Here is a 22689-nt window from a genome sequence, read left to right on the forward strand (position 1 = left end):
CCCAGAAGGGATGGTCTGGTTTGTCCACAGATCCCGCCAAGACAGCCCTCGTCACCGGAGCCAACCGCGGTATCGGGTTCGAGATCGCGCGCCGGCTCGCCCGGCAGGGGGTGCGCGTTCTCCTCACCGGCCGCCGGCGCGGGCCGGTCGCCGACGCGGCGGCGCGGCTGCGGGGCAGCGGCCTCGACGTCGAGCCCCTCGTGCTCGACGTGACGGACCCGGACAGCGTCTCCGCCGCCGCGACGGAGGTCGAGAGCAGGCACGGGCGGCTCGACATCCTGGTCAACAACGCGGGAATCCGCGTGGAGGAGTACGGCAGGCTGCCGTCGGAGCAACCGCTGAGGCAGTGGCGCGAGACGTTCGAGACCAATCTCTTCGGCGTCGTCGAGGTGACCACGGCGCTCCTGCCGATGATCCACAAGTCCGAGGCGGGGCGCGTCGTCAACGTCTCCAGCCTCCTCGCGTCGCTGGGCACGCACACGGACCCGGCGTCCTACACCCACAGCCCCGCGTTCAAGTCGCTTCCGGCCTACAGCGCGTCCAAGAGCGCGCTGAACTCCTGGACCGTGCACCTGGCCTACGAGCTGCGCGGGACGCCGATCAAGGTGAACGCCGTGCACCCGGGATACACCAGGACCGACCTGAACGACGGCGCGGGTGATCTCGACGTGTCGGCCGGCGCCGAGACGAGCGTCCGCATGGCGCTGCTCGACAGCGACGGGCCCAGCGGGACCTTCGTCCACATGGACACGACCATTCCCTGGTGACGCGCCCCCGCGTCCGGCGCCACGGCGAGGCGGCGCGGCTCCGTCCCCGGGGCGGAGCCGCGGGCGGACCGGAGGACCGCCTTCCCCCGGGCGCCGGAACCAGGAACCAGAACGCCGAGCGGCCGACCACCGCCTGCTCCCCCTCCAGCATTGGATGCCTTCTGTGAACAGAATCGCCCTGGTGACCGACGAGGCCAGCCTCCCCATCGACTACGACATGCCGCTGCTGCTCGACGCGTGCCAGGAGACCGGCCTCAAAGCCGAGACATGCTCCTGGGAGGACCCCGGCGTTCACTGGCGGGGCTTCGACGCCGTGCTGCTGCGCTCCCCCTGGAGCTATGTGGAGCGGTTGCCGGACTTCCTCGCCTGGTGCGAGAGCGTCACCGCTCTGACGCGGTTGTTCAATCCGCTGCGGGTGTCCCGGTGGAGCCTCGACAAGCACTACATGGCCGACCTCTCCGCGCACGGCGTACCCGTCGTGCCGAGCGGTTTCGTCGGGCCGGGGGCGGATCCGTTCCCGGCCTGGCGCGGCTTCCTCGCCGAGCACCCCGGGGCCGGGGAGTTCGTGGTGAAACCGACGGTCGGCGCGTACTCGAAGGACGTGCGGCGCTTCACCCGGTCGTCGGAGCCCGAGGCGGTCCGCCACGTCTCCCGCCTGCTCGACAAGGGCCGCCACGTCCTGCTGCAGCCCTATGTGGAGTCGGTCGACCGCGACGGCGAGACCGACCTGGTCTACTTCTCCGGTGTCTACAGCCACGCCATCCGCAAGAGCGCGATGCTCATGCCGGACGGCACGGTGAACGTGCCCACGTTCGAATCCCGCAGGGCGCGGGAGGCCACCGAGGACGAGCGTGCCGTCGCCTCGGCCGCGCTCGACGCCGCGGTGTCGCACCTCGGCCTCCGGCGGCCGCTGCTCTACGCGCGCGTCGACCTGATCCGCGGGGCCGACCGCAGCCCGGTGGTGCTGGAGGTGGAGCTGTGCGAGCCCTCCCTGAACCTGTCCTTCGCCGAAGGCAGCGCTCTGAGGTTCGCGCGGGCCCTGGCCGACCGCCTGAGGTCCTGAGCGTCCTCTCCTTCGGCCACACGGGTAGTTGGGCGGAATATGTCGGTTCTCGTGAAGCGTCTGGTATCGGACGAGCTGTGGAAGGTGTTCCGGCAGGTCGTGCCGCCGACGGTGGTGCGGCGGCCGCAGGGCGGGGGCCGCCGCCGGGCCGATGACCGGGAGGTGCTGGCCGCGATCATCTTCGTGGCCAGCAGCGGATGCACGTGGCGGCAGCTGCCGCCGGTCTTCGGCCCGCGCTGGCCCACCGTCTACCGGCGGTACGTCCAGTGGAGCCGGGACCGCGTCTGGGCGCGCCTGGACCGCGCCCTCTCGGAGCACCTCCCCGAGCGCGGGGAGCACGACTGGCCCCGGTGCGCGGTCGACTCCATCACTCTGCTGCTGGAGAAGCGGGACGGTTGAGCCGGACGGCCGGCGCCCGACGGCGGACGCCTCGCCCCGTTCGATCGTGTACGCCGCCGCGCCGGGGCGCGGCCGGGCCCAGGACGGTGTGCCCGCCGCGGGCCGGAGCGGCGGCGCGCGGCGACCCGCCGGCCGGGCCGCCGCGCGTTTCGCGCCGCCCGGCCCGCGGGGCTCAGCCCACGGCCCGCTTGACGAGGGCGGCGATCGCCTCCTCGGCCTTCCCGGTCAGTTCGGTCACGGCGTACGAGGTGGGCCACAGGCCGCTGGGGTCGTCGAGGTCCGCCTCGGTGGTGAACCCGAACGACGAGTAGCGCTCCTTGTCCACCCGTCCGCTGCGGAAGAAGCAGACCACCTTTCCCTTCCTGGCGTAGGCCGGCTGCCCGTACCACAGCTTCGGCGCCAGCTCCGGCGCGGTGCCGGTGACGATGGCGTGGACGCGTTCGGCGACCGCGCGGTCGGGCTCCTCCATCTCGGCGATCTTCGCCAGCACGTCGAGTTCGCCGGCGGCGGCCCCGCCGGCGCGGCCGCGGCTCGACTCCTTCCTCAGCTCCGCCGCGCGCTCCTTCACGGCGGCGCGCTCCTGCTCGGAGAAACCCTCCGGCTTCCCGCCGCTCTCCCCAGTGGCGTCCGTGCTCATGGTCGTCACCCTCCTGCTCGTGGTCGTCGGTGTGGAGCGCTCGCCACGCTAGCCCCGCCGGGACGCCCGGGGCTTCTCGATTCCTGACCGGTGCCGCGGGCGCGGTCGCCGGACGCCGTCCTCCCCGGCATCGCGGGCTCCCCGGCCGGTGCGCGACCGACGTGCCGGGGCGGTCGTGGGACGATGGCACCTATGGCTGACAGGAGTGCGGAGAAGCAGCGGTTGCGCGACATCGCCGTCATCCGCCGGGTCCGTGACCGGATCGACCGCGAGTACGCCAAGCCGTTGGACGTCGAGGCGCTGGCCCGCGGGGCGCACATGTCGGCCGGGCACCTGAGCAGGGAGTTCCGCCGCGTCTACGGCGAGTCGCCCTACTCGTACCTGATGACCCGGCGGATCGAGCGGGCGATGACGCTGCTGCGCCGGGGGGACCTCAGCGTCACCGAGGTCTGCTTCGCGGTGGGCTCGTCCTCGCTGGGCACGTTCAGCACGAGGTTCACCGAACTGGTCGGCGTGCCGCCGAGCGTCTACCGCCGCGACCACTCGCAGGCGGCGGCGGGGATTCCGCCGTGCCTGGCCAAGCAGGTGACCAGACCGGTCAGGAATCAAGAAGCGCGCCCCCGGTAGTCGCGCCTACCGTGAGGGGCATGGACATCACCATTCACCACGCCTTCCTCCCGCACACCGACGCCGAGGCCGCTCTGGGCTTCTACCGCGACCTTCTTGGCTTCGAGGTCCGCAAGGACGTCGGCTACGAGGACATGCGCTGGATCACCGTCGGGCCGGCCGGGCAGTCCGGAACCTCCATCGTGCTGCACCCCCCGGCCGTCGACCCCGGTACCACCGAGGAGGAGCGCCGCGCCGTCCTGGAGCTGATGGCCAAGGGCTCCTACGCCGCGATCACCCTGGCCACCGACGACCTCGACGGCCTCTTCCAGCGCCTGGAGGCCGCCGGCGCGGACGTGGTCCAGGAGCCCGTCGACCAGGACTACGGAGTCCGCGACTGCGCCTTCCGCGACCCGGCCGGCAACCTCGTCCGCGTCAACCAGCTCACCTGAACGAGGCCGCGAAGACCCCGACGAGAGACCCTCCCGTCCGGCCCCACGAAGGAATCATCCACATGACGTTCTCACTCGACACCATCACCCTCGGCGTACCTCAGGTGGAGACCGCGCACGCCTTCTACACCGCCGCGTTCTCACCCGGGGTCGTCGGCGACGAGCTGGACCTGCACGGCACCGGGCGCCTCGCCCTGCGCCGGATCGACGCGCTCGCCGCCGACGCCGGCACGGACCCGGCCACCTCCGGCTTCCGCGGCTACGTCCTGTCCGCCATCGTCGACCAGCCCGGCGAGGTCGAGGCCCTCCTCGCCAACGCCACCGCCAACGGCGCGACGGTCGTCAAACCGGCGAAGAAGCAGCTCTTCGGCGAGTTCACCGCCGTCTACCGGGCACCGGACGGGGCGGTGTGGAAGCTGGCCACGGCCGCCAAGAAGAACACCGGGCCCTTGCGCACGCCGGTGAAGCCGTCCGAGACCGCGCTCTACCTCGGCGTCGCGCGGCCGAAGGAGTCCAAGGTCTTCTACGAGGCGCTGGGCATGAGCGTCGACCGGGACTACGGGGACAAGTTCGTCGACTTCACCGTCACCGGCGGTGCCTGCCGCCTGGGCCTGATGACACGCAAGGCCCTCGCCAAGGACACCGGCGTCGACGAGGGCGGCAGCGGCTTCCCCGCCGTCGGCCTCACCCACACCGCCGCCTCCCGCGACGATGTCGACGCCCTCCTCAAGACCGCGGACTCCGCCGGCGCACGGGTCGCCGACGCGGCGGCGCGAACCGGTGAGGGCGACTACGCCGGACACTTCACCGATCCCGACGGCTACCACTGGACGGTCGCGGCACGCGCGTGACCGGGGTCGCCCGGGCCGGTGCCCACCGGCCCGGGCGACCCCGATCGGCACGTCCGGAGCGAGAGGGCCGGCGGCAGGCGTCGTCGGCGCCCTTCGGGAAACGGTGGGAACGGGCGCGGGCGGTGACGGGGAGCGGCGCAGTGCCGCCCGCCGTGTCACCACGGAACCACGGAGCGCTTTCGCGGTGGGGGCCCGTCAGGACCCCTCGCACGCGTGCCGCGCCGCCGGTGGCGGCGCTGTTCCCCGCCCGCTCAGCCGGCCCTGTGGCCGGCGGCGGCGACCTCGCGGACGGCGTCGGCGACGGCCCGGAAGTCCTTGCGCAGAATGTGGGAGTGGTTGCTCGCGACCTTCGCGCTCACCCGGATGTCCGGGTTGCGGGCGAGCACCGGGTCGAGTGCGGCGCGCACCCGCTCCATCTCCCCCTTCTCGCTGCCGAGATTGTCGCCCGTGGCCAGGACGTAGCGGACCGGGCGGCTCACCCGGTCCAGGACCGGTGCCATGGCGGCGTGGAGCTCGTTGGCCTCGATGTTGACCTCGGCGTGCTCGTCGGCGGTCATCCGGGCGGCCAGGCCGAACGGGCGCACCAGCGGCAGCAGCAACCGCATCCGGCGGAACAGCTTCCGGATCCGCTCGCGGCCGTCCTCACCGGTCAGCCCGTAGGGGATGGCGCCGTCCACGCACACCACGCCCGGGGCGCGGTCCGGGTTCCGCTCGGCCCAGTGCACCGCGAGCGCCGCGCCGTAGGACCAGCCGACCAGAATCGGCCGGTCCACGCTCCTGGCCTCCAGGACGGCGTCGATGTCGCGCAGGCACGCCTCGAAGGAGTAGTCCGCCGACCGCTTGGACCGGCCGCGGGCCCGCTCGTCGTAGGTGATGTGCCGCCAGCCGGTGCCGAGTTCGGCGGTCACGGGCCGCCAGTGCCGCCGGCCGGCGTACGCGCCGTTGAGGTAGACGACGGGACGGCCGGGGCCGCCGGTGTCGGCCACGGCCAGCGCCGTGTCGTCGACCGGCACCATGCCGGTCCAGGCCGGGCCGGTCGGGTTCGAGGTGGTCATGTGGTGCTCCTTCAGAGGCCGCGGGCGGTGATGTCGCCGTAGGCGGTGGTCGCGTGGATGCTCAGGCCGGCGGCGGCGCCGTCGGTGTTCTTGAGCGCGTTGTGGATCCGGCCGTGGGAGGTGCCGGCGTCGAGGGAGGCCGAGACGCCGGGGGCGGCGCCGACCGAGATGTGGCCGGACTCGGTGTGCAGCACGACCGTGCCGCGCACGGCCTCGGTGACGGTGACGTCGCCCTTGCGGGTGCTGATCCGGGCGGGGCCGCCCAGGCGGTTGACCGTGACGTCGCCGGAGAGGAGGGTGAGGCGGGCGCTTTCGGCCTCGTCGAGCTTGACCGTGGCCTGCTGGCCCTCGAAGACGACGTCGCCGAGCCGGCCGACGCCCCGGAGTTCGGCGTCGGCCGCCTTGGCCTCGACGCGGGAGCCGGAGGGCAGCCGGACGGTCACCTCGACGGACCCGGAGGGGCCCAGGACCCGGTTCTTCGCGGGTGAGGCCTCGACCCGCAGGACGCCGTCGCCGTATTCGACCGTGGTCCGCTCCGCCGCCTTCACGTCGCGGCTCTTGGAGGCGTCCGCGGGCAGGACCTCGACCGTGGTGTCGGTCCGGTCGGCGGCGATGAACCGGAGGCGCCCGGCGGGGATGTCCAGGACGGTCGAGACGGGGGCGGGGGTGTCGAACTTCTGCATCGTGCTCTCCTTCGGCCTGTTGTTTCTGACATTGGAAAAGCTACGTTGCGTTCAAAAATTTGGCAACAAGTCTGTTGTAGATGGTGTTCATTTGCGCAGGTAGAGTTCGCGAAATCGTTGCAACACCTCCGAATTTAACGCAACGATTCCGCTTTATTCGTTGCAATGAATTGAAGGTGAACGTTACGCTGGCCCCCCACGGACCACGAAGGAGGCCGCGTTGCCGGGAGGCAGACTCACCCAGCAGGAACGCCGGCAGATCGCGTTGGGACTGGCCGACGACCTGGCCTACGCGGAGATCGCCAGGCGACTGGACCGCCCCACCTCGACGATCACCCGCGAGGTGACGCGCAACGGCGGCCCCGCCGCCTACCGCGCCGACACCGCCCAGCGGGCCGCCGAACGCCGCGCCCGCCGCCGGGGGAAGACCGCGCCGCGAGGACCGCAGGCGCCCCCGCAGGCCCATGGGCGCGACGCCGAGGCCGTGCGCGAGTACGAGGAGACGTTCACCGCCGTCCTCATGCAGTCGGGCCTGCCCAAGATGACCGCCCGGGTGCTGGTCTGCCTCTACACCACCGACGCGGGCAGCCTCACCGCGTCCGAACTCGTCCAGCGCCTCCAGGTCAGCCCGGCGTCCGTCTCCAAGGCGATCACGTTCCTGGAGGGCCAGGGCCTCGTCCGCCGCGAGCGCGACGGACGCCGCCGCGAGCGCTACGTGGTCGACAACGACGTCTGGTACCAGTCGATGATCGCCAACGCCCGGGCCGAGGCCAGGCTCGTCGAGACCGCGCGGCAGGGCGTCAACGTCCTCGGTCCCGGCACCCCGGCCGCCGCCCGCCTCGAGAACATCGCACGCTTCGTCGACTTCGTCAGCGAGAGCGTCATCCGCGCCGCGGAACAGGCCCGCGAGGTCCTGCACACGAAAGCCGAAACGCCCCCGGGCGGCACCGCCGAGCCGGATCCGGACCACGGGTAGGGGGCGTCTCGACGGCCCCGGCCGAACGCGCCGAGGCCGTCGTGGCCGACACGTTATTCTCGGGAAGCGGATGAGACGACGGTTGTTCTCCGGCGGGTTCCGGGCGTCGGGCGCGCTCCCCGTGCGTGCCGGGTGGTCGGAGCGGCCCCCCGAAAGCGCGGCCGGTCCGGTCCGGCGGGCCCGTCCGGCCGCGGCACGGGCCTCCTGCCCCGCGGATGGTCTCCGGGGCCCGCAGGGAACGGCCACGATGGCCGGCAGCGCGTTCCCCGTGGCCGGCCGGAACAGGAGTCGTGATGGACGGACGGTGGAACACCGACACTCCGGGGGTGGTCCGGCTTCCCTCGGGGCGGTTGGTCCGGGGGAGGGGGCTGAGGCACGGCCTCCCGGAGGGGCAGACACCCGCGCTCGCCGTGCACTTGACGGGGAGCCGGCCGTCCGAGCAGCCCTGGGAGTCCCTGTGGGTCACCTGGCGGGACTTCTGGCTCCCCGCCGACCCGGACGACGCGATGCGCAAGCTCCGCCTCGCCTATGAGCGCGCCGCGAGCGAACGGGTCGAGGTCTGCTGCGGGGGCGGGATCGGACGGACCGGTACGGCGCTGTCTGCGATGTGCGTCTTCGAGGGCATGGGCCCCGAGGAGGCCGTCACCTGGACGCGGCGGAACTACCACCCCCGCGCGGTCGAGGTGCCCTGGCAGCGGCGGTTCGTCCGCCGGGCCCTCGCCGCCGACGGGTCCGGCTCGCGGCGGTCGTAACCCCGCCGGAACGGCCGCGTCACCGTTCCGGGGCCTCCGGTCCGTCCTCGGAGGTCCCCGAACGGGTGACCCCGGAGGCGGGCCGTTCGCCGACGCGTTCCGGGAGGGCGTGCGGGGACGGAAGGCCGGGGCGCGCAGGGGGGGGACTGGTTTGCGGACCTCGAGCGGACATCATGGGCGTGGCCTCGACCCGCGCCCGCCGCCCTTCGGGCCGCGGGTTCAGCGGGCGGGGCGGACGCCGAGTTCGGTGAGGAGGTCCTCGACGCGCCTGCGGATCTCGTCGCGGATGGGGCGTACGGCTTCGAGGCCCTGGCCGGCGGGGTCGTCCAGGTCCCAGTCGAGGTAGCGCTTTCCGGGGAAGTAGGGGCAGGCGTCGCCGCAGCCCATGGTGATGACGACGTCGCTGGCCCGGACCGCGTCGTCGGTGAGGACCGCGGGGGCCCCGGTGGTGATGTCGACGCCGATCTCGCGCATGGCCTCGACCGCGACCGGGTTGATCGAGTCGGCGGGGGCCGATCCGGCGGAGCGGACCTCCACGGCGCCGCCGGACAGGTGGCCGAGCAGTCCGGCGGCCATCTGGGAGCGGCCCGCGTTGTGCACGCAGACGAAGAGCACACGGGGTTTGTCCGACACGGGGAGGTCCTCTTCTCGTTCCGTCATGTGAGGGCGGGCGGTGCGCCGGGGGCAGGGCTGCCCCGGTGCCGGACGGCAGGCGGACGCCGTCCGGAGAGGGAGGTTCCGCCTGGTCCACAGGCGTAGCTTAGGGCGTGCCCCCACGGGCGGGCTCCCCGTCGGCCGCGGCGGCGTCCGCCGCGCCGGGGGAGCGGACCCCCTGGAGAGGAACCCCGCGACAGGGTGGGAGCAGCTGCGGGGGGTGGGGGAACACCGTTGGCCGGCGTGCTAACGTCAGTCCGTGTTGATATCAGTGAGCACTGATCTGATGAGGGTGCTGGGGGATCCGCTGCGGATGCGGATCGTGTCCCTGCTGGCCCGCGAGACGCTGTGCACCACGCACCTGGTCGCCGAGACGGGCGCGAGGCAGACCAACCTGTCCAACCACCTGAAGGTGCTGCGCGAGGCCGGGGTGGTGGAGACCGAGCCGTGCGGGCGCTTCACCTACTACCGGCTGCGCCCCGAGGCCCTGGACGCGGTCTCCGCGTCGCTCGCCGAGCTGGCCGCCACCGCCCGTGCCACCGGCGCAGCCGACAACAGGAGGGCCTGCTGATGGCGCGCGCCGACGCCCCGGACACCGGGGAGCGCGTCCCGGTCGCCGCGAGGCTCTCCACCCTGGACCGGTTCCTGGCCGTGTGGATCCTGCTCGCGATGGCGGCGGGCCTGGGCCTGGGCCGTCTGGTCCCCGGTCTGGACGGGGCCCTGGCGGCCCTGGAGGTGGGCGGGATCTCGCTGCCCATCGCGCTGGGCCTGCTGGTCATGATGTACCCGGTGCTGGCCAGGGTCCGCTACGACCGCCTGGACACGGTCACCGGCGACACCCGTCTGCTCGTCTCCTCGCTGGTGGTCAACTGGCTCGTCGGCCCGGCGGTGATGTTCGCGCTGGCGTGGGTCTTCCTGGCCGACCTGCCCGAGTACCGCACCGGCCTGATCATCGTGGGCCTGGCCCGCTGCATCGCCATGGTCGTCATCTGGAACGACCTGGCCTGCGGCGACCGCGAGGCCGCCGCCGTGCTGGTCGCGCTCAACTCCGTCTTCCAGGTGCTGGTCTTCGGCCTGCTGGGCTGGTTCTACCTCGACCTGCTGCCGGGGTGGCTGGGCCTGGACACCTCCGGGCTCGACGTGTCGGCCTGGCGGATCGCCCTCAACGTCGTCGTCTTCCTCGGGGTGCCCCTGGCCGCGGGGTTCCTGACCCGCCGGATCGGCGAGAGGCGCATGGGCCGGGAGCGCTACGAGTCGGCGCTGCTGCCCCGCCTCGGCCCCTGGGCGCTGTACGGGCTGCTGTTCACCATCGTGCTGCTGTTCGCCCTGCAGGGGCACACCATCACCAGCCGGCCGCTGGACGTGGCCCGCATCGCGGTTCCGCTGCTGGCCTACTTCGCCCTCATGTGGTTCGGCTCCTTCGCCCTGGGCAAGGCGATCGGCCTGGGCTACGACCGCACGACGACGCTGGCCTTCACCGCCGCGGGCAACAACTTCGAGCTGGCCATCGCCGTGGCCGTCGCGACCTTCGGCGTCACCTCGGGCCAGGCCCTGGCCGGAGTGGTCGGCCCGCTGATCGAGGTCCCCGTCCTGGTCGCGCTCGTCTACGTGGCGCTGGCCCGGCGCGAGCGCTTCGCCCCCGCCCCGGGGTAGGGGCCGCCCCGGCTGCCGGGAACGGCGGCCTCCCGACACGCTTCTCCGACTGCGGGGGACGCGCGGCGGATGTTCGGGGACTTCACCGCCGAGCAGGTCCCGGTGGACGGCGCGTCCGTCTTCGTCCGCCACGGCGGCGAGGGCCCGCCCGTCCTCCTGCTCGATGATCTCGACGTTGGCGTTCCACTCTGTCCGTCTTGCGGAACGCCAACGTCGAGATCATCAACGAAGCCCTGGCGCCTGACCCGCGGACGACACCACCGCGTTGACGAGGCCCACAGGACCGTCTTGCCGGAAAGGCAAGTTTTCGTGCCGAATCATGGGGGTTCCGGCGAGACTGGGCGCACCCCGACAGAAGGAGCCCGGATGAGCACCACCGATGCGGCCGCGTTCTGGGACGGCGTCTACGCCGCCCGACCGGCGGCCGCCGACCCGCGGCCGAACGACCGCCTCGCCGAGACGGTCACCGGCCTGCCGCCCGGTCGCGCCGTGGACCTCGGATGCGGCGGTGGCGGCGACGCGCTGTGGCTCGCCCGCCGGGGGTGGCACGTCACCGCCGTCGACATCTCGGCCGTGGCGGTCGAGCGGCTCGCCGGCCTCGCCCGCTCACGCGGCCTGGACGACCTGGTCGCCGCCGAGCGGCACGACCTGCACGAGTCCTTCCCGCAGGGCCGGTTCGACCTGATCAGCGCCCACTACCTCCACACCTCCTTCGACCTGGACCGGGCGGCCGTCCTGCGCGCGGCCGCGCACGCGCTGCGCCCGGGCGGGCGGCTGCTGGTCGTCGACCACGGCTCGACCGCTCCGTGGTCGTGGAACCAGGATCCCGATGTCCGGTACCCGAGCCCGCAGGAGGTCGCCGCGGACATCGACCTGCCTCCGGAGACGTGGGCGGTCGAGCGGGCCGACGCGCCCCGCCGGACCGCGACCGGCCCGGGCGGGCGCACCGCCGAGGTCACCGACCACGTCCTGCTCATCCGCCGCACCGCCTGACCCGGTGCCGAGAACCGCTCCCCGACGAAGGAGAACCACCGTGCCCACCGCCTTCCGCCGCGACCGCCGCGGCGACGCCCCGCCGCCCCGGACCGGGAGCAGCGAGGCCGAGACCCTGCGCGGATTCCTCGACTACCTCCGGGCCTCGATCGCCGCGAAGGTCGACGGCGCCCCCGAACCGCAGGTCCGAACGGCCGGAGTGCCGTCGGGCACGAACCTGCTCGGCCTGCTCAATCACCTGGCCTTCGTCGAGCGCTCGACCTTCCTCGGAGAGGAGGACGTCGACTGGCAGGCGACGTTCCGGGCCGCGCCGGCGGACAGCGCGGCCGATGTCGTCGCCCGCTACCGGGAGGCGGTCGAACGCGCGAACGAAGTCCTCGACGGGTGCGCCGACCTCGGCGCCCCGCTTCCCCGGCCGCGACCGGGACGCCCCGCTCCCAGCGTCCGCTGGGCGCTCGTCCACATGATCGAGGAGACCGGCCGCCACGCAGGCCACGCCGACATCCTCCGCGAGCTGGCCGACGGCGCGACCGGGCGCTGACCCCGGCGCCCTCTCGCGGACCGGGAGCGCGCTGAGCGGCCCGCGCCCGCCATCGGCCGGGCGGGGGAGCACTTCGGGAGCGCGGATCCGAAGGACCCGGACCGACGCGGCCTCCGGGGTCAGGCCACCCGCCCTTCCGGCTCCGCCCGGCACGGCCGGTCCACCCGCTGCCAGGTGGCGTCGAAGTCCTCGGCGAGCGCGGCGCCGCTGGGTTGCCCGGCCGCGTGGTCCCGGGCGAGAGCGATCCGGGCCGCGCTGGAGCCCGGAGCGAAACGGTCGTCGGGCCGGTAGTACTCCACCGCCGAGACCTCGGCACGGGCCGGTGCCGGTGCGGCGGATCCCCAACGCGCTCCCGGATCCTCCCGGTGATCGTGACCTTTCCGGGGTCTCAACCGTCTCCGAGACCCCGGAAAGGTCACGATCACCAGGGAGAGCGCCAGGAAACGGACACCTGCCCGCAGCCCGGGGCCCCGCCCGCCGTCGCCGTCCGCCGTGACCTCGCGCGCCGCCGCTCCCCGGCTTATCGTGTCCGACCCTCCAGCAGGGCGGCGAAGCCGTCGAGATGACGGGCGAGGCCGTACTCGAAAAGTCCGTCCAGGTCCGCCACCGCCTCCGTCGGAACCGCCGCCAGCAGTGGAAACCGTCCGCTGTCCATGAGCTCGCCGACCCGCTTCCGCTCCGCCAGCCGCCACCCGTCGAGCGTCACACCGGTCTCCTGCTCCGCCTCGACCTCGTCCGCCATGGACAGGGCGACGGTGGTGACGAGGGCGTGCAGCGTGAGCGCCTCGCGGAGCAGCGTCTCCCCGGCCAACCCGAGCCCGTCGATCGCACGCAGGGTCCATTCGGTGTGCGCGGTCAGGTTGGGGACGAGGAGCGGTCGCGTGAACGAGATGGCCCTGGGCAGCCACAGGTGCCGACGGCACAGCGCCCAGTGCCCGCGGGAGATCAGTTCGAGCTTGGCCCGCCACCCCTCCGGCCCCGGGTCGGGCAGCTCCAGCCCGCCGAAGGCCTCGTCGACCATCCCCGCCACCAGTTCGTCCTTGTTCGCCACGTGCCGGTACAGCGACATCGGGCCGACGCCGAACTCGGCCGCGAGCCGCCGCATGGACACGGCGTCGAGCCCCTCGACGTCGGCGATCGCGATCGCGGCGCGCAGCACCTGCTTCCGGTTCAGCGCCCGCCTGGGGACGCCGGCCCGCCGCGGTCCCGGCGTCACGGCCGGTCGCTGCCGGCCGGCCCGTGCGCTGACCACCGTGCCGGAACCGACCCTCGCTTCGACGAGCCCCTCGTCGCGGAGAGTCGCCATCACCCTGGTCGCGGTCGCGACCGCGACGCCCCACTGCTGGGCGATCTGCCGGACGGACGGCGCCCGCTCCCCGGGCCGCAGGTCGCCGGCGAGGATCCGGGAGCGGATCTCCGCGACGATCCGCAGATAGGGCGGGTCCGGTCGCCGCGTCGATGGGGGCATGGAAGTCTCCGGTCCGTCGATGGAGTCGCCGTCTGTCGAAAGTGTACTAGTGCAATCGTTGTGGTCACATACACTTTCCTGGGCTTGAATTCCTACTTTCAAGGCCATTTCCTCTACCGTTTTCACATGTCACTGAATACGCCGTACGCATCGGTACGGCAGGCGGACGGCGCGGGGCGGCAGGCGGTGGTGGACGTCTTCACCGAGGCGTTCATGGACGATCCCGTCGCCTGCTGGCTCTTCCCCGAGGCGGACGAACGAAGCCGGCTCCAGCCGCACTTCTACCGCTCCCTTCTCACCCATCCCGCCGGCGAGGCGTACCTGGCCGGCCGGAGCGAGGGCGCCTCGCTGTGGCTGCGGCCGGCCGCCGGCCAGTCGCCCCACGGGGAGTACGCGGAGGCGCCCGAGGGGGACCCTCCCGCGGACTTCGGCGCGGGCGGCGCGCGGTTGCGGGCTCTGGGGCGGGAACTCGCCCGACGGCACCCCGACGGCGAACCTCACCTCTACCTCGCGTGCATGGGAGTGGTCGCCCGGCGGCAGGGCGCCGGACTCGGCTCGGCGATGCTGCGGCACCGGCTGGAGCGGGCCGACGCCGACGGGACCGCCGCGTACCTGGAGGCGAGTTCGGCTCGGAGCCGCGCCCTCTACCAGCGGTACGGGTTCGAGGACCTCGGCGCACCGGTCCGTGTGGCGGACGGCCCGCCGCTGTGGCCGATGCGGCGCCGGCCGCGCCGTTGACCGCCGGCGCGCGGCACCGCTTCCGTCTCGCGCCACCCGTTCAAGCACCGCCGCTCGACCGGCGGAACCCGACAGGAAAGAAAAGAGGACATCGATGACGATGAACCATGAAACCGTGACCGCCGCCGTCGACCACGAGGGCGACCGGCGGCAGCCGACCCTGGTGTTCGTGCACGGCACCAACTCCTCGTCGTCCTCGTGGACGGGGCTGACCAACGAACTCGCCCTGCGCGGACACCGGAGTGTGGCCGTCGACCTGCCGGGACACGGCCACGAGGGGTTCTTCCCCCGCGCCTACCAGGCCCCGCAGGACCTCGGGGCGCTGGCCGTCGAACCGTCGCCGCTCGCCGGGGTGACCCTCGACGACTACGCCGAGCGCGTCGTGGACGTGGTGCGCCGGGCCCGCCGCCACGGACCGGTGATCCTCGTCGGCGCCAGCCAGGGCGGCGTCACCGTGAGCAGGGTCGGCAACGCCGTCCCCGACCTGCTCGAGCGGGTGGTCTACGTCGCGGCGTACTGCTGCGTGGACCTGCCGAACATGGCCGCCTACCTCGAAACGCCGGAGAACGGCGACAGCCTGCTCGCCGAGGTGCTCCGGGTGCAGGTCGGCGACCCGGCGGTCCTGGGGGTGAACCGGATCAACTGGCGCTCGGCCGACCCGTCGGCGTTCCGCGGGATCCGGGAGTGCCTCGCCGGTGACTTCGACGACGAGGGGGTGAGCCGGATGTTCAACATGCTCGAACCGGACGAGCCCGTCGGTATTCCGCTGGCCGAGGCCCGGGGCGAGGCGCGGACCTGGGGCCGGATCCCCCGGACGTATGTGCGCTTCACCCTCGACCGGTTGGTTCCGCCCGCGCTGCAGGACCGGTTCATCAGTGAGGCCGACCGCCTCACCCCGGACAACCCGACCGACGTGCGAAGCGTCGCCGCTCCCCATGTCGGCCCGTTCGGCCGTCCCGAACTGGTGGAGATCTTCGACGGGCTCGCCGGCCGCTGACCCGGCGCGCTCCGGGGACAAGGGCCGCGCCACCTGCCCCAGGTGGTGCGGCCCCGCGGCCGGGCGGGGGCGACGCCCGGCACGCGCACCGGCGGCGGCTCCCTCGGGGGAAGAGCCGCCGCCGGTGGGTCTCCGCAGTGCGGGATCACCAACTGGACTTGGTGACGCCGGGCAGTTCACCGCGGTGGGCCATCTCGCGGAAGCGGATGCGGGACAGGCCGAAGCGCCTGAGGTGTCCACGCGGTCGGCCGTCGACGGAGTCCCGGTTGCGCACACGCGTGGCACTGGCGTCCCGGGGCTGGCGTCGCAGCTCGGCCAGGGCCGCGGCCTTGTCCTCCTCGGCGGAGTGCGGGCTTTTGAGGACGCGTTTCAGTTCGGCCCTGCGCTCGGCGTAGCGGGCGACGACCTTCCTGCGCTGCTCGTTTCGTGCGATCTTGCTCTTCTTGGCCATCTCAGATCTTCCCCCCGCGAGCACGGATGTCGGCGACCACACGTTCGATGCCGCGCGCGTCGATGACCCTCATGCCTTTGGCGCTCACCTTGAGCCTGACGAAGCGCTGCTCACTGGGCAGCCAGTACCGCTTGGACTGGATGTTGGGGTCGAACCTGCGCTTGGTTCGCCGGTGGGAGTGGGAGACGGCATTACCGAAGGCGGGCGCCTTGCCCGTCACCTGGCATACGCGTGACACGGCTGTCCTTTCCTGGTGTCGGATCCTTGTTCAGGACCTGCTGTGGGGGAGGTTGGAGGGGTAGGGCAGCAGCGCCATCTCCCGGGCGTTCTTGACCGCGGCCGTTATCAGCCGCTGCTGGCGTGCGGTCACGCGCGTGACACGGCGGCTGCGGATCTTGCCCTTCTCCGAGACGAACGTGCGGAGCAGCGCGACGTCCTTGTAGTCGACGTAGTCGAGTTCCCCCAGGGGGTTGGCGAACCTGCGCGAGGGGAAACGCCTGTCGGTCCGGCGGTTGTCGCTGGGCATGGTCATCTCTCCGAGAACTCGGCGAAGGGGTCTTCTTGGAATTCCTGGTCGCTTTCCCCGGCCGTGACCAGGCACGAGTCCAGGAGCGCGACCAAGCGGTCGGCGTCCAGGCCGATCCCGGTGAAGGCCATGTGCTGTCGGCGGTCACCGGTTTCCGGGGTCCAGTCGAGTAGCGCCGAGGTGCGTCTGGCGGCCGGGACCAGGTCCATCGCGGCTTCGGGGAGCGCCCCCAGCCACGGGCCGCCGTTCTCCACGGTGAGCAGGTCGTTGTGGGAGTCCCAGACCAGCAGGTTGTCGGACTGGCTGGCGAGCCAGAAGCGCCCTCGGCCGCGCATGGCCAGCGCCAGGACGCCCTCCAGGGCATCGGCCAGACGCTGTGGGTGCAGCGGGCGTGTGCGTGTCCAGGTCACGGTCCGCACGTGGCCGTCCGCGCGGTCTCCGTACTGCGCCCAGGCCGGGTTGGTGCGGATGAAGGCGGCCTCGGTGTCGAACGCGCCTCGTACGAGCGCGGACAGGTCCTCTGTCGCGGGGATGATCGCGGCGCCGGGGTTGAGCTGCGCGAGGAGGGCGAACGCGTGGTCCGCGCCGGAGGAACCGTGCAGGACGACCGCTGACGGGTACTCCACCTGCCGGGCCAGGACCTCGCTGACCGTGCGCTCGTCGTCCTGGGCGATGCCGATGCCGCGGTCGCGCAGGTCGTCGTCGCTGTCGAGGTCGTCCAGTAGGCGTCCGGCGTCCACTGCGGTGGCCGCGACCGCGAGGGTGAGTGTCTTCTCGGCGGCGATGGCCTCGCAGACCGGTCTCGGTTCGACGCCGTCCCAGGCGTCCACGACGCACAGGTCGTAGGCCCGGTCCTCGGCCATCCGCAGCAGCAGCGGGACGAGGTCCTCGCGCAGGGTGCAGGACGCGCACGCGTGAACGAGGTTCACCTCACGGCGGTCGCTCCGGCCGGAGCGGTCCCGGATGACGCGGTCCACCGCTCCCTTCCTGATCTTCTCCATGTCATGGAAGACCGCCACAGACCGGGGCGTCGTGGCGAGCAGCGCGTCCACGGTCTGTTGTCGTGCCGACCGGTGCATGCCGGTGACCACGGCCACGCGCATCAGGCTCTCCCTCCCATAGGGGGTTCCTCTCGTCATTATGAAAACGATAATCGTTATCGTACCCCGTCGAATGTCGCGCCCGGTCCGCGCTGTCTGCTGGCCGGCTCATCAGGATGGTGAAAACATCTGGATTTTTAGAGTATCTTCGTTGGACGGCGACGGAAGGAGTGGTGGTGGCCCGACTGACACGGGTCCAGCAGCAGGCGCGTACGCGCGCGTCGGTGCTGGCGGCGGCGAGGCGGGAGTTCGTCGAGTACGGCTACGCGTCGGCGAGGGTCGACCGGATCGCCGAGCGGGCGGAGCTGACCCGGGGCGCGGTGTACTCGAACTTCCCGAGCAAGCGGGCACTGTACCTGTCGGTGCTCGTCGATCTGGTCGAGAGCGCCGAAGCGGTCGAGCCCGCTCGGCGGCCGGGGTCCGTGGGCGACGCGCTCGGCGCGTTCGCCCGGACGTGGTCGGAGCGGCTGCCCCTGGCCGGGGACACCGCGACGGGCGGACGCCTGCGGCTGCGCTCCCTGGTGGGCGTCATCGACGACGAGCCGGCCAGGGCCGTGCTCGCGCAGGTCGCGCGGCTGGAAGCACTGCTGCTGGCCGTCGGGTTGGAGAGCTGCGCGCCGGACGGCCCCGCAGCGCGGCGGGTGCGGCTGGCCGAGCTGGCGCTGACGCTGCTGGGCGGCTCGGGTCTGCTCGCCGAGATGGCGCCGGGCTTCGGCGACCCCTTCGACCGGGCCCGGGCCTGCGAGCACCTGGCGGGCCTGGAGCTCGCCGACACCTGGGCGCCACCGCACCTGCCCCACATCGGGCCCGCCGATCCGTGCCAGGACGCCTGGGCCCCGCCCGCCGGCCTGGTGGACCGGATCACCGGCGCCCCGGTCGACCTCGGCGCCGACGGCCTGGTGGCGGTGCTGGGCGCCCGGCGCCTGGCCGCCGCCGAGGAAGCCGTCCGATCGCCTCGCCCCGGCGAGCAGGTCACGGTCGTCGTCGTCACCCGAGACCCCGCCGAGACCGGCGGTCTCGTGCGGCTCAGGGTCGGCGACCTGGTCGCGTGCCTGCGACAGGTGTTCCCGCCCGGGACGTGGCGGAGCCTTCGGCTGGTCATCGACGACGAGGCCGCGGCGGCCTCGGCCATCGGCCTGTCCGGCGTCGACGACGACACCGAAGCGGCCGTGCGCGTCCGAGGGGGCGCGATCGTCGCCCGCGGCCACGGTCGGGGCGCCGCCCACGCGGCCGCGACCGCCGGCACCACCCACGACACGAGACCACAGGAAGCCGCTACATGACCCAGTCAGACGCACCCCGCTCCGGCGACGACCTGCCGGTGCTCCACACCCTGCGCTGCGGCGGCTACGCCGGCGTCGCCCGAGTCGCCGCGGCCACCGGTCTGGACGAGGCCGCGGTCGAGTCCGAGCTGATCGATCTCGCGGTCGACGGCCTCGTCACGCGTCTGGCCGGCCCGTTCGGCGGGTGGGGGCTGACGGACGCCGGCCGCGCCGCCGACGCCGAACGCGTCACCCGCGAGCTGGACTCGGCCGGCGCCCGCCCCGTCGTGGCGGCCGCGTACGGGGACTTCCTCGTGCTCAACCCCGAACTGCTCGACCTGTGCGCGGCCTGGCAGCTGCGGTCCCTCGACGGTGTGGCGGTCGCCAACGACCACGGCGACCCCGCCTACGACGCCCGCGTCCTCGACCGGTTCGCCGGGCTGCACGAGCGCGCCGAGGCCGTCTGCGCCGACCTGGCCGCCGCGCTGCCCCGCTTCGGCCGGTACCGGGTCCGCCTCGCCGGCGCCCTCGATCGCGCCCGGGGCGGGGAGCTGGAGTACGTCGCCGACAGCACCGCGTCCTACCACACCGTGTGGGCCGAGCTCCACGAGGACCTGCTCGCCACGCTCGGGATTCCCCGATGAGGTGGGTCCGTCCGCTGACGGCGCGGCTCGACGAGACCGAGGAGGCCCTGGGCGCCAAGGCGCACGGGCTCGTGGCCCTGCACCGCCTCGGGCTCCCGGTGCCGCCCGGGTTCGTGGTCACCACCGACGCGTGCCGGGCGTTCCTGGACGGGGGCCGTCTTCCCGACGGGCTCCGCGAGGAGCTGGCGGCCGCCATGGGAGGCCTGGAGGCCGCGACCGGGCGGAGGTTCGGCGGCGCGCGCACGCCGCTGGCCGTCTCGGTCCGCTCCGGAGCCAGGGTGTCGATGCCCGGGATGATGAGCACGGTCCTCAACCTCGGCCTCACGGCCGAGGCCACCGCAGGGCTGGCGGCCGAGACCGGTGACGCGCGCTTCGCCGTGGACTCGCGGCTGCGGTTCCTCTCCACCCTCGCCGCCGCGCTCTCCGGAACCGGTGCCGCCGACGCGTCCACCGGCCCCGGGACGGCCGCGGGGCGGGGCGCCGACGACGAGGAGGCGCGGCTGGCCGGTGCGATCGCCGAGTTCGAAAGGGCCGCCGGGAGGCGAGGCGGACGCGCGGTCCCGGACGACGCGGCCGGGCAGCTGGAGCTGGCCGTCGAGGCCGTCTTCTCCTCCTGGGACACGCCGCGCGCGCGGGCCTACCGCGAGATCCACGGCATCGGCCACGATCTGGGCACCGCCGTGGTCGTGCAGGCGATGGTGTTCGGGAACCGCGACGACCGCAGCGGCACCGGGGTCGCGTTCAGCCGGGACCCCAACACCGGGGAGGACACGCCCTTCGGCGACGTCCTGTTCGGATGCCAGGGGGAGGACGTCGTCTCGGGCCGGACGCCGGTCCTGCCCCTGCGGGAACTCGGCTCGCGGGAAGCGGTGGTGTGGGGCGCGCTGGTCGACGCCCTGGACCGGGTGGAGGGCCACTACCGGGACGCGTGCTACGTCGAGTTCACCTTCCAGGCGGGGGAGCTGTGGCTGCTGCAGGCGCGCCCGGGCCGGTTCGTGGGGGCCGCCGCCGTGCGTGTCGCGGTCGACCTCGCCGACGAGCACGTGATCACGCGTGAGGAGGCGCTGCTGCGGGTCTCGCCGCGGCAGCTCCGGCACGCCCGCACACCGCGCATCGCGGACCCGGCGCGGGCCGACGTCCTCGCCCGGGGAACGGGTGCCTGCCCCGGTGTCGCGGTCGGCAGGATCGCGACCACGACCGAGGCGGCGGTGCGCATGGCAGCCGACGGCCCGGTCGTCCTCGCGCGCCCCGAGACGTCCCCCGACGACATGCGCGGCCTCGCCGCGGCCGCGGGGATCGTCACCGCGAGGGGCGGGGCGGCCAGCCACGCGGCCGTCGTGGCGCGGTCGATGGGAAAGCCGGCCGTGGTCGGCGTCACCGGCCTCGTCGTCGACTCCGCCGGTGCCTCGATCAGCGTCGGCGGCCGCACCATCGGCGAAGGCGCCTTCGTCACCGTCGACGGCACCGGCGGCCAGGTCGCGCTCGGCAGCCCGCCCGTCGTCACGGACGGCTCTGACGCGCACCCGCGCCGACTGCTCGCGTGGGCGGACGACGTGTCGGGCGACCGCTCCGACCGCGACGAGGTCCAGCGGCTGGGCGCCGCCCACGCCGTGCTCCGCCGGGAGCGGCCGGACTGATCGCGGTGCCTGCCGCGCGGCCCGTCAGGGGCGCGTGCCCGGTCCGAACCCCGTCCAGCGCAGATCGGCCGGAAGGTGGCCCATGTCGTTGTACACCAGCACCGCCGGCGCCGCGCCGTCGTAGTACTCGATCGCCGTCAACGCGGTGTTCCCGCAGCCCAACCCCAGCCACCGCGCCGGCGGCGCGTCGAGCGCGCTCCGCACCAGCCACGCCACCTGATAGGCGTGCGTGACCAGGACCTCGTGCGTCTCGGTCCCGGCGGGGCGCGCGAACCGGTCGACCAGGGCGTCCGCGAGACGCGCGCCCGCGTCCGCTTCGGCGGCGTCGTAGCCGTCGAAGAACCCGGCCCACGCCGGGGGCGGGTCGTCGGGGACGTGAGGCACGTGGTCGACGAGCTCGGCCGCCTCCCGCACGGGGACGCCCGGCAGGCGCTCGCCGATGATCCCCGCGGAGCGCGCCGCGCGGGGCAGGGGCGAGTGCCACACCGCGTCGACGGGCAGGCGCGCGAGCCGCTCCGCCAGGAGCTCCGTCTGCCGCCGCCCCACATCGGTCAGCTCGCCGAACGGGTCCGCCGAGCCGTGCCGGACCGCGTACAGGTGCCGGGTCGCCATCGCCGCTCCCTCCGCGCTCTTTAAAATGCCGCGAATATTTGGATGTCGGCGACATCCTAACTGGGAGGCGGGTGGTCCAGCCCCGCTGCCCACGCGGGTCCGGGCTTCGCCGTCCGTTCGAGCAGCGCATCCGGTACGGCCGGTTCCCCGAGAGGACGTCACGCTGTTGTGGCCCTCCCGCAGAAAAGAGGCGACACGGCCCGGGGGCGGCTGGCATGCTCCGGGGCATGGAATCTGGTGTGCGTGAGCCGGTGGCCGGGGACGCGTTCGGGCGGGTTCTGGAGCGCTGCCGGGACGCGGGGGCGGTGCCGGGGGCGGCGTTCGAGGTGATCGAGCGCGACGACGGGTACGTCGCCGCAGCGGACGCCGTCCGCTACTTCACCCCGGCGGAGGAGCTGTCGGGGTTGGACCGGTGGGCGTGCGAGCGGGCGCGGGGGCGGGTGCTGGACGTCGGCTGCGGTGCGGGGCGGCACGCGCTGGCGCTGCGGGGGATGGGGCGCGCGGTGGTGGGCCTGGACGCCTCGCCGGGCGCGGTGCGGGTGGCGCGCGGGCGCGGCGTGGAGGCGGTGGTCGGCACGGTCCAGGAACCGCCGCCGGGCCTGGGCGTGTTCGACACGGTGCTGCTGCTGGGCAACAACCTGGGCCTGCTGGGAGGGCGCGAGCAGGCCCGGACCGTGCTGGAGGGCCTGGCCGGGCTCGTCGCGCCGGGCGGCCGGCTGATCGGATCGGGCTTCGACCCGCGGGCCGACGGCACCGGACCCGGGAGGGCGGACGCCGACCACGCGGCCTACCACGCGTGGAACCGCGAACGCGGCCGCATGCCCGGCCAGGTGCGCATGCGGGTGCGCGACGGGGGCGTGGCGACCCCGTGGTTCGACTACCTGCTGCTGTCCTGCCAGGAGCTGGCCGGGATCGTCGAGCCGACCCCGTGGCGGATCGAGCACGTGGAGACCGGGGGCCGCGACTACACGGCCGTACTGGCACCGGACGCCTGACGGCCGGCACCCCGGAAGGGGCCCGGCCCGGCCGACGGTGTTGAACCTTCTGCCTGTTCCGGGGAGCGGAAGGGCGGAAAGCCCATGATCGTCCCGAGCGGGGCGGAACCGGTCTCCGGACCGTCGCGCCACGGACACCCGGCGGGGACGCGCGGGCCCCCGGCCCCGCCGGTTCCA

28 protein-coding genes and 1 pseudogene are annotated in these 22689 nt (G+C 73.5%); 18 read left to right on the forward strand and 11 right to left on the reverse strand.

Features of this window, described 5'->3' with window-relative positions; all coding sequences use genetic code 11:
* Positions 1-20: 20 nt before the first annotated feature.
* The 3 genes and pseudogenes from EV190_RS07675 to EV190_RS07685 form a co-directional block, all read left to right on the forward strand.
* Entirely contained in the window at positions 21-767 is a 747-nt protein-coding gene (locus EV190_RS07675; RefSeq protein ID WP_133740786.1) for an SDR family oxidoreductase, read from the forward strand.
* A 163-nt stretch (positions 768-930) separates the two neighbouring features.
* Positions 931-1830, forward strand: a complete 900-nt coding sequence (locus EV190_RS07680; RefSeq protein ID WP_133740787.1) for an ATP-grasp domain-containing protein — start codon at positions 931-933, stop codon at positions 1828-1830.
* A 39-nt stretch (positions 1831-1869) separates the two neighbouring features.
* Positions 1870-2205 (forward strand): annotated as a pseudogene (locus EV190_RS07685) (transposase); the annotation flags it as partial.
* A 196-nt stretch (positions 2206-2401) separates the two neighbouring features.
* On the opposite strand, the gene EV190_RS07690 reads toward EV190_RS07685, so the two are convergent.
* Entirely contained in the window at positions 2402-2866 is a 465-nt protein-coding gene (locus tag EV190_RS07690) for a DUF1801 domain-containing protein (protein ID WP_133740789.1), read from the reverse strand.
* A gap of 192 nt (positions 2867-3058) precedes the next feature.
* Between EV190_RS07690 and EV190_RS07695 the strand changes: the two genes are divergently transcribed.
* From EV190_RS07695 to EV190_RS07705, 3 genes are all read left to right on the forward strand, one after another.
* Complete coding sequence (locus tag EV190_RS07695) at positions 3059-3493, forward strand: helix-turn-helix transcriptional regulator (RefSeq protein ID WP_133740790.1); 435 nt, start codon at positions 3059-3061, stop codon at positions 3491-3493.
* A 20-nt stretch (positions 3494-3513) separates the two neighbouring features.
* Positions 3514-3924 (forward strand): VOC family protein, encoded by a 411-nt coding sequence (locus EV190_RS07700; protein WP_133740791.1) that lies wholly within the window; start codon positions 3514-3516, stop codon positions 3922-3924.
* Positions 3925-3986: 62 nt separating this feature from the next.
* A complete protein-coding gene (locus EV190_RS07705; protein WP_133740792.1) occupies positions 3987-4775 on the forward strand; it encodes a VOC family protein in 789 nt (262 codons plus the stop codon).
* Between the two features lie 251 nt (positions 4776-5026).
* On the opposite strand, the gene EV190_RS07710 is transcribed toward EV190_RS07705, so the two are convergent.
* Entirely contained in the window at positions 5027-5830 is an 804-nt protein-coding gene (locus EV190_RS07710) for an alpha/beta fold hydrolase (protein WP_133740793.1), read from the reverse strand.
* Between the two features lie 11 nt (positions 5831-5841).
* Entirely contained in the window at positions 5842-6513 is a 672-nt protein-coding gene (locus tag EV190_RS07715; RefSeq protein WP_133740794.1) for a DUF4097 family beta strand repeat-containing protein, read from the reverse strand.
* A 220-nt stretch (positions 6514-6733) separates the two neighbouring features.
* On the opposite strand from EV190_RS07715, the gene EV190_RS24495 reads away from it, so the two are divergent.
* On the forward strand, positions 6734-7489 hold the full coding sequence (locus EV190_RS24495) for a GbsR/MarR family transcriptional regulator (protein WP_133740795.1): 756 nt from the start codon (positions 6734-6736) through the stop codon (positions 7487-7489).
* Positions 7490-7782: 293 nt separating this feature from the next.
* The gene (locus tag EV190_RS07725) at positions 7783-8241 is read left to right on the forward strand and encodes a protein-tyrosine phosphatase family protein (protein WP_133740796.1); all 459 of its coding nucleotides are present in this window, start codon (positions 7783-7785) and stop codon (positions 8239-8241) included.
* A gap of 219 nt (positions 8242-8460) precedes the next feature.
* Here EV190_RS07725 and EV190_RS07730 read toward each other — a convergent pair whose 3' ends face one another.
* Positions 8461-8901, reverse strand: coding sequence for an arsenate reductase ArsC (locus EV190_RS07730; protein ID WP_133740797.1), 441 nt, complete (start codon positions 8899-8901; stop codon positions 8461-8463).
* A 280-nt stretch (positions 8902-9181) separates the two neighbouring features.
* Here EV190_RS07730 and EV190_RS07735 point away from each other — a divergent pair, with 280 nt between their 5' ends.
* The 4 genes from EV190_RS07735 to EV190_RS07750 all read left to right on the forward strand — a co-directional run bounded on the left by EV190_RS07735 (position 9182) and on the right by EV190_RS07750 (position 12082).
* Positions 9182-9466, forward strand: coding sequence for an ArsR/SmtB family transcription factor (locus EV190_RS07735; RefSeq protein ID WP_208113115.1), 285 nt, complete (start codon positions 9182-9184; stop codon positions 9464-9466).
* Positions 9466-10548: an ACR3 family arsenite efflux transporter gene (gene arsB, locus EV190_RS07740; protein WP_133740799.1), complete on the forward strand. Its 1083-nt coding sequence runs from the start codon at positions 9466-9468 to the stop codon at positions 10546-10548. The genes EV190_RS07735 and arsB overlap by 1 nt, the downstream gene beginning before the upstream one ends.
* Before the next feature lie 366 nt (positions 10549-10914).
* A complete protein-coding gene (locus EV190_RS07745; protein WP_133740800.1) occupies positions 10915-11541 on the forward strand; it encodes a class I SAM-dependent methyltransferase in 627 nt (208 codons plus the stop codon).
* Positions 11542-11581: 40 nt separating this feature from the next.
* On the forward strand, positions 11582-12082 hold the full coding sequence (locus EV190_RS07750) for a DinB family protein (RefSeq protein ID WP_133740801.1): 501 nt from the start codon (positions 11582-11584) through the stop codon (positions 12080-12082).
* A 119-nt stretch (positions 12083-12201) separates the two neighbouring features.
* Here EV190_RS07750 and EV190_RS07755 read toward each other — a convergent pair whose 3' ends face one another.
* Both EV190_RS07755 and EV190_RS07760 read right to left on the reverse strand, forming a co-directional pair.
* Complete coding sequence (locus EV190_RS07755; protein WP_208113092.1) at positions 12202-12381, reverse strand: hypothetical protein; 180 nt, start codon at positions 12379-12381, stop codon at positions 12202-12204.
* Between the two features lie 221 nt (positions 12382-12602).
* A complete protein-coding gene (locus EV190_RS07760) occupies positions 12603-13550 on the reverse strand; it encodes a GntR family transcriptional regulator (protein WP_133740802.1) in 948 nt (315 codons plus the stop codon).
* A 126-nt stretch (positions 13551-13676) separates the two neighbouring features.
* Here EV190_RS07760 and EV190_RS07765 point away from each other — a divergent pair, with 126 nt between their 5' ends.
* Positions 13677-14288 (forward strand): GNAT family N-acetyltransferase, encoded by a 612-nt coding sequence (locus EV190_RS07765; protein WP_133740803.1) that lies wholly within the window; start codon positions 13677-13679, stop codon positions 14286-14288.
* 100 nt (positions 14289-14388) lie between these two features.
* Positions 14389-15285: an alpha/beta fold hydrolase gene (locus EV190_RS07770; protein WP_133740804.1), complete on the forward strand. Its 897-nt coding sequence runs from the start codon at positions 14389-14391 to the stop codon at positions 15283-15285.
* A gap of 145 nt (positions 15286-15430) precedes the next feature.
* Here EV190_RS07770 and rpsN read toward each other — a convergent pair whose 3' ends face one another.
* From rpsN to EV190_RS07790, 4 genes are read right to left on the reverse strand one after another with little or no spacing between them, the layout of a single operon-like run.
* Entirely contained in the window at positions 15431-15736 is a 306-nt protein-coding gene (rpsN, locus tag EV190_RS07775) for a 30S ribosomal protein S14 (RefSeq protein WP_133740805.1), read from the reverse strand.
* A 1-nt stretch (position 15737) separates the two neighbouring features.
* Positions 15738-15974, reverse strand: a complete 237-nt coding sequence (gene rpmB, locus EV190_RS07780) for a 50S ribosomal protein L28 (protein WP_133740806.1) — start codon at positions 15972-15974, stop codon at positions 15738-15740.
* Between the two features lie 30 nt (positions 15975-16004).
* Positions 16005-16262 carry a 30S ribosomal protein S18 gene (gene rpsR / locus EV190_RS07785; protein ID WP_133740807.1) on the reverse strand — a complete coding sequence of 86 codons (258 nt, stop codon included), beginning with the start codon at positions 16260-16262 and terminating at the stop codon, positions 16005-16007.
* Positions 16263-16264: 2 nt separating this feature from the next.
* Complete coding sequence (locus EV190_RS07790; protein WP_133740987.1) at positions 16265-17365, reverse strand: GTP-binding protein; 1101 nt, start codon at positions 17363-17365, stop codon at positions 16265-16267.
* Positions 17366-17538: 173 nt separating this feature from the next.
* Here EV190_RS07790 and EV190_RS07795 point away from each other — a divergent pair, with 173 nt between their 5' ends.
* Genes EV190_RS07795 through EV190_RS07805 form a run of 3 tightly spaced genes read left to right on the forward strand, consistent with a single transcriptional unit; the run spans position 17539 to position 20905 of the window.
* On the forward strand, positions 17539-18645 hold the full coding sequence (locus tag EV190_RS07795; RefSeq protein WP_133740808.1) for a TetR/AcrR family transcriptional regulator: 1107 nt from the start codon (positions 17539-17541) through the stop codon (positions 18643-18645).
* The gene (locus tag EV190_RS07800; RefSeq protein ID WP_133740809.1) at positions 18642-19268 is read left to right on the forward strand and encodes a transcriptional regulator; all 627 of its coding nucleotides are present in this window, start codon (positions 18642-18644) and stop codon (positions 19266-19268) included. Before EV190_RS07795 ends, EV190_RS07800 begins: the two co-directional genes overlap by 4 nt.
* Complete coding sequence (locus tag EV190_RS07805; protein WP_133740810.1) at positions 19265-20905, forward strand: pyruvate, phosphate dikinase; 1641 nt, start codon at positions 19265-19267, stop codon at positions 20903-20905. Before EV190_RS07800 ends, EV190_RS07805 begins: the two co-directional genes overlap by 4 nt.
* Positions 20906-20929: 24 nt before the next feature.
* Here EV190_RS07805 and EV190_RS07810 read toward each other — a convergent pair whose 3' ends face one another.
* Entirely contained in the window at positions 20930-21517 is a 588-nt protein-coding gene (locus EV190_RS07810) for a histidine phosphatase family protein (protein ID WP_133740811.1), read from the reverse strand.
* 227 nt (positions 21518-21744) lie between these two features.
* On the opposite strand from EV190_RS07810, the gene EV190_RS07815 reads away from it, so the two are divergent.
* Entirely contained in the window at positions 21745-22512 is a 768-nt protein-coding gene (locus tag EV190_RS07815) for a class I SAM-dependent methyltransferase (protein ID WP_166655407.1), read from the forward strand.
* Positions 22513-22689: the final 177 nt, after the last annotated feature.

Origin of the sequence: Actinorugispora endophytica (assembly GCF_004363075.1) — a bacterium.
Taxonomy (GTDB): domain Bacteria; phylum Actinomycetota; class Actinomycetes; order Streptosporangiales; family Streptosporangiaceae; genus Actinorugispora; species Actinorugispora endophytica.